We start from the raw sequence: 5,193 nt of genomic DNA on the forward strand, positions 1-5,193 counted from the left end.
AGGGTGAAAGAGTCTGCTGGCAAGTTGCCTGTTGCTCTTAACATGATTATGCCCCCAAACTTTAGGTTATCCTGTTAGCCGGATTAACCCTTACCTTTTTAAGTGTCAGACCTACTGAGAAATACCTATATGCCTACAGAAGAATCTCAATCCAAAGAATCTCAATCCAACCTACTCTTGAAGCGACCGGTTAATATTAAAGCCATTGTCACACCCCGCTGGAAGGAGGAGGTGCAACAACAACTTCAAGGACAAATTAACCAACTGGACTCTCAACTTCAACAGTTGGACATGCAAGGGCAACGGGCGATCGCGGAAATTCAAAAGCAAAGTGTGAATCCTCCGGGTCCTCAAGTCAAGCAGCAAATCGAAAGTATTCAATTGCAGGTCAATCAAAAGAAAAGTGAGCTGCTTGAGCAAAAAAACCAGCAACTCCAGCAACTTCAACAGGTACAGATGCTCGAACTTGACCAAGAAGTCAATCAAGGTCAGATCGAAAGCTTTTTCCGCGTTGAAGCCGGCGATAACCTGGTTCGCAAAATGCAGGTCGAAATTCTGCTGCGAGATGGCGTAGTCGAAGAAATTCGCGGCGATATTTAAAGCAGAGGGGCGGGTGCCTTGGGAATCGTGTTTTACTATTGATCATAACCTTTGTTCAAAACCCGCCCTGCCTGTAGAGACGTAGCATGCTACGTCTCTACATTGGGTATCTTGCTATCCTGGAAAGAAGTTCCCCTACCACGGATAATCCGCCCATTCAACAATGAGTGACCAAACAACCCGATTATGTATTCTCGGTGGAGGCTTTGGGGGGCTGTATACTGCCCTGCGCTTAAGCCAACTCCCTTGGGAAACGTCACAGCAGCCAGAAATTATACTTGTTGATCAAAGCGATCGCTTCGTATTTATGCCGCTGCTGTACGAACTCCTCACAGGTGAACTGCAAACTTGGGAAATTGCCCCACCCTTTGAAGAACTTCTGGCAAATACAGGAGTACGCTTTACCCAAGCGACGGTGATGGGGATTGATAGTGAGCAAAAGCGGGTACAATTGCAGGATGGTATAGAGTTTACTTATGATCGCCTGGTCTTATCCTTAGGCGGAGTTACACCGATGGAGAGCGTCCCCGGTGTCGCTGAACATGCCATTCCCTTCCGGGCGATCGCAGATGCTTATCGTTTAGAAGAACGGTTACGCATGCTCGAAGAATCCGACGCGGAAAAAATTCGTGTCGCGGTTGTGGGCGGTGGGTATAGTGGGGTGGAACTCGCCTGCAAACTCGCTGATCGGCTGGGAGAACGAGGACGCATCCGGTTAATTGAACGGGGTGATATGATTCTGAAAACCTCTCCCGAATTTAACCGTGAAGCCGCCCGGACAGCTTTAAATGAACGAAATGTGTGGATTGACTTGGACACGTCGGTAGATGCGATCAGCGCTGATACCATTTCCCTGCTGTACAAAGGACAGGTGGATACCATTCCAGTAGATATAGTGGTATGGGCAGTTGGCACCACAGTCGCCCCCGTCGTGCGATCGCTCCCCTTTAAACAAAACCACCGGGGTCAACTCATGATCACCCCAACCCTACAAGTGGTTGATCACCCAGAACTTTATGCCCTCGGGGATCTAGCTGATTGTCGAGACGCCACCGGTCAACAAGTCCCCAACACGGCTCAATCCGCCTTCCAGCAAGCCGATTACGCTGCTTGGAATATCTGGGCATCTCTAACTGGGCGTCCCTTACTCCCCTTCCGCTACCAGCATTTAGGCGAAATGATGACATTAGGGACAGACAACGCGACACTGACCGGGTTAGGATTAAAACTTGATGGGGTTTTCGCCCACTTAGCGCGGCGTCTTGCCTATCTTTATCGTATGCCCACCCTAGACCATCAGCTCAAAGTTGGTTTAAATTGGATGGCACAACCTTTATTCAATCTGCTCAAAGATGAGGGTATGTAGGGGCGGGTTTATGGATTTTCGTTTCCCGGTTGACGATAATGTTTGTTCAAAACCCGCCCTGATTGAGTGTTGTGTAGGGGCGGGTTTTACTACTATCGTTTCTGACCTCACCCATAAGTAACTAAACCCGCCCTGACCAGGTACGATAACTATAAGACAAATAACGAATGACGAATGACAAATGACCAATCCAAAAGTCATTTTACTAGATGCGGTTGGTACATTATTTGGGGTGCGCGGGAGCGTGGGTCAGATTTACAGTGCGATCGCTCGCCAGTTCAACGTGAATGTACCACCGAAACTGGTTAACGATGCCTTTTTCCAGGCTTTTGCTGCGGCTGATCCCTTAGTTTTCCCAGATACAGACCCAGAAGAGATTCATGAGTGTGAATTTGAATGGTGGCGTGTAATTGCCCTTCGCACATTCCAAAAGGTCGGTGTTCTAGAACAGTTTACCGACTTTACCGATTTTTTTGACCATCTTTACAACCACTTTGCTACAACTGAACCCTGGTTTATTTATCCCGATGTGATCCCATCCCTGGAGGCGTGGCGGCGGGTCGATATTCAACTGGGTGTTTTGTCCAATTTTGATTCTCGCCTTTACTTTGTGCTAAAAGCACTGAATCTGGATGAGTTTTTCAGTTCAATCACCATTTCCACAGAAGCGGGGGCGGCTAAACCTGATCCCAAAATTTTTACCCACGCTTTACAGAAATATGAATGTGAACCTTCAGAAGCATGGCACATTGGTGATAGTTTGCGGGAAGATTATCAAGGGGCTAAAGCAGCGGGATTGAGAGCTATCTGGTTGGAGCGTTCTGAGAATATGGCTGAGATTTAAGTAATTAGTCTGAAAGTTACATTTCTGTGTCTGACTCTGCTCCTTTCCGAGATAATAGGGTTTCAACACGAGAAAAGCATACGGGTTCTTTCTCCGGAAAATGGATAGTAATATCCACAGAACCTCCCAAATCTCCAGATTTATTGCCACCAAGCAAAAGAACTGCTTGCCTTTTCGGGTCAAAAGCAAAAAGAATCCTGTACGGTTCCCCAGCGTGTTGAACACGTAGAATATTATTTCCCATAACATAAATATAATATATAATATATAATATACATATTATGTAAGTCAATAGCTAGTCGCTACTTCCTGGCTAGAACTATAGGGTTCGTACCTGCGATCAAGTGCAGCCTATAGTGGTGTCAGGTTGAGAGTTGGGAGAGAATGGAAATTAGCGCTTCTAAAATTATTACCTATAGTCCCGCTTACACCCTGGTTCCTACTTACGAATGCTTTAACCGTTGTAGCTATTGTAACTTTCGCGCTGATCCGGGTAAAAGTCCATGGTTGACTTTAACAGAGGCTGGTGATCGCTTAAAACAGCTTCAATCCCAGGGAATTTGTGAAATTCTCATCCTCAGTGGTGAAGTACATCCCCACTCGCCACGGCGTCAAGCTTGGTTCCAGCGAATTTATGATTTATGTGAACTCGCCCTATCCATGGGATTTCTACCCCATACTAATGTAGGACCATTGCAGTTTGAGGAGATGCGATCGCTAAAATTGGTGAATGTGTCAATGGGGTTAATGCTGGAACAACTAACACCCCAACTCCAGCAAACCGTTCACCGTCATGCTCCGAGTAAGATACCACAGGTACGGCTACAACAACTGGTTTGGGCGGGGGAATTGCAGATCCCGTTTACCACAGGGCTATTGTTGGGTATTGGTGAGACACCCATGGATTGGTGGGAAACCTTAGATGCGATCGCGCAGCTTCATGATCAGTATGGTCACATCCAAGAAGTTATCTTACAACCCCATAGTCCCGGTGATCAACAATATTGGCAAGCCCCCGCATTTGATCCACAACAGTTACCCCAAGTCATAGCCAAAGCCCGTCAAATTTTACCCGCTGATATTACCCTGCAAATTCCGCCCAATTTAGTCCTAGATGATCAATGGTTACTCGCTTGTTTAGACGCAGGGGCGAGGGATTTGGGAGGAATTGGACCCAAAGACGAGGTAAATCCCGATTATCCCCATCCTCAAATTCAGCGATTACAAAATATTATTGAACCAGCCGGATGGCATCTGATACCACGCTTACCCGTTTATCCGCAGTATAATGATTGGTTGTCCCCACGATTACAACAAGCCGTTTTGAATAAACGATTGTGTCTACTGCTATAAATGCGTGACAGCTTATGACAAATGACGAATTTATGTCTGAACTTGAAACTGCCTTAGAATTTATCCAAAACGTTGAACGGCAAAATCCTAATAAATCAGCGTATGAAATCGCCAATATTTTGCGCGGCTATACCCGAAAAAACTATACAACAAGGTTATGGAGTACCGCCACAGGTTATCACCAAGAGTATATTGAAGGAGAATTTCAAGGAAAACTCAATGGGGATGTCTTGTTAAGTGGAGAAACCACAGACTTTGGTCATTTTCTCGCCTCCTTGTCTGACCAAATTAATCAACCAGGCGTTCAATGGTCAGATTTAACCCAATGGACAGCCGATCATACGGCGTGGGCGGGTGATATTGGTTCAGCGATTATTGTGTATCGAACGCAATATGAAACCCTAGCGGTTAAAAGCTTATCTGAAGCCTTAACTCGCTTTGCTAGAGATTCCGACTATACCGCCGATGTAGCGGCTTGTGTGATCGGATCTCTGATTAATTCGGGTCGCTATCACTCGGTTTCTCAAGCGATTACTGACTATAATTCTACCGCCTATTCCCAGCAAGTGAAAAAATTTATTCAGCAGCGCTTTGACGGAAAATTTCAGGGGAATAAACTCAAAAACCCAGCGGCTGTAGAGGCGAAAATGGCTCAAGTTATCTTTTTCTTCGTGCGCTTATCTAATGCTCCAGATATTGTGGCATCAATGAAAGACTTTTGGCAATCTCCGGATCAATTGAAATTAAGCAATATTGTACAACCGCAACGGAGTGATATTCTAGCCGGAACGTTACATTTTCTGGCTCACTTGGTTAAATTTGGCGGTTGGGAACCCTTGATATTTCAACCCTATCGTGTGCCAAGAACTAAATGGCTGGGTAGTCTTAATCAGGTAACAGTGAACCCCTAAACCCACCCCTACAATTGTGGCTAAATTTATCGGTGGGGAGGGCGGGTTTTGTTGATAGGTTATCGGTGAGGAGGGCGGGTTTTGTTGATAGGTTATCGGTGAGGAGGGCGGGTTTTGTT

General features: G+C 46.0%; 5 protein-coding genes and 1 pseudogene. 5 read left to right on the forward strand and 1 reads right to left on the reverse strand.

What is annotated here, in order from left to right:
- Nucleotides 1-129 precede the first annotated feature (129 nt).
- The 3 genes from ACLFWI_RS26335 (at nucleotide 130) to ACLFWI_RS26345 (ending at nucleotide 2,810) form a co-directional block, all read left to right on the forward strand.
- Nucleotides 130-600, forward strand: a complete 471-nt coding sequence (locus ACLFWI_RS26335; protein ID WP_006099879.1) for a YlqD family protein — start codon at nucleotides 130-132, stop codon at nucleotides 598-600.
- 163 nt (nucleotides 601-763) lie between these two features.
- Nucleotides 764-1,966 carry an NAD(P)/FAD-dependent oxidoreductase gene (locus tag ACLFWI_RS26340; RefSeq protein ID WP_446415383.1) on the forward strand — a complete coding sequence of 401 codons (1,203 nt, stop codon included), beginning with the start codon at nucleotides 764-766 and terminating at the stop codon, nucleotides 1,964-1,966.
- 181 nt (nucleotides 1,967-2,147) lie between these two features.
- Nucleotides 2,148-2,810, forward strand: a complete 663-nt coding sequence (locus ACLFWI_RS26345; RefSeq protein WP_446415384.1) for an HAD-IA family hydrolase — start codon at nucleotides 2,148-2,150, stop codon at nucleotides 2,808-2,810.
- Nucleotides 2,811-2,940: 130 nt separating this feature from the next.
- On the opposite strand, the pseudogene ACLFWI_RS26350 reads toward ACLFWI_RS26345, so the two are convergent.
- Nucleotides 2,941-3,039, reverse strand: a pseudogene (locus ACLFWI_RS26350) (type II toxin-antitoxin system RelE/ParE family toxin); the annotation flags it as partial.
- A 155-nt stretch (nucleotides 3,040-3,194) separates the two neighbouring features.
- Here ACLFWI_RS26350 and cofG point away from each other — a divergent pair.
- Both cofG and ACLFWI_RS26360 read left to right on the forward strand, forming a co-directional pair.
- Complete coding sequence (gene cofG, locus ACLFWI_RS26355) at nucleotides 3,195-4,163, forward strand: 7,8-didemethyl-8-hydroxy-5-deazariboflavin synthase subunit CofG (RefSeq protein ID WP_446415385.1); 969 nt, start codon at nucleotides 3,195-3,197, stop codon at nucleotides 4,161-4,163.
- Nucleotides 4,164-4,177: 14 nt separating this feature from the next.
- Nucleotides 4,178-5,074 (forward strand): hypothetical protein, encoded by an 897-nt coding sequence (locus ACLFWI_RS26360; RefSeq protein WP_446415386.1) that lies wholly within the window; start codon nucleotides 4,178-4,180, stop codon nucleotides 5,072-5,074.
- Nucleotides 5,075-5,193 lie beyond the last annotated feature (119 nt).

This window comes from Coleofasciculus sp. (genome assembly GCF_046539235.1).
In the GTDB taxonomy this organism is placed as follows: Bacteria; Cyanobacteriota; Cyanobacteriia; order Cyanobacteriales; family Coleofasciculaceae; genus Coleofasciculus.

Coding starts and splice junctions, on each gene's coding strand:
- ACLFWI_RS26335 (WP_006099879.1), top strand. CDS start 130: ATGCCTACAGAAGAATCTCAATCCAAAGAATCTCAATCCAACCTACTC.
- ACLFWI_RS26340 (WP_446415383.1), top strand. CDS start 764: ATGAGTGACCAAACAACCCGATTATGTATTCTCGGTGGAGGCTTTGGG.
- ACLFWI_RS26345 (WP_446415384.1), top strand. CDS start 2,148: ATGACCAATCCAAAAGTCATTTTACTAGATGCGGTTGGTACATTATTT.
- cofG (WP_446415385.1), top strand. CDS start 3,195: ATGGAAATTAGCGCTTCTAAAATTATTACCTATAGTCCCGCTTACACC.
- ACLFWI_RS26360 (WP_446415386.1), top strand. CDS start 4,178: ATGACAAATGACGAATTTATGTCTGAACTTGAAACTGCCTTAGAATTT.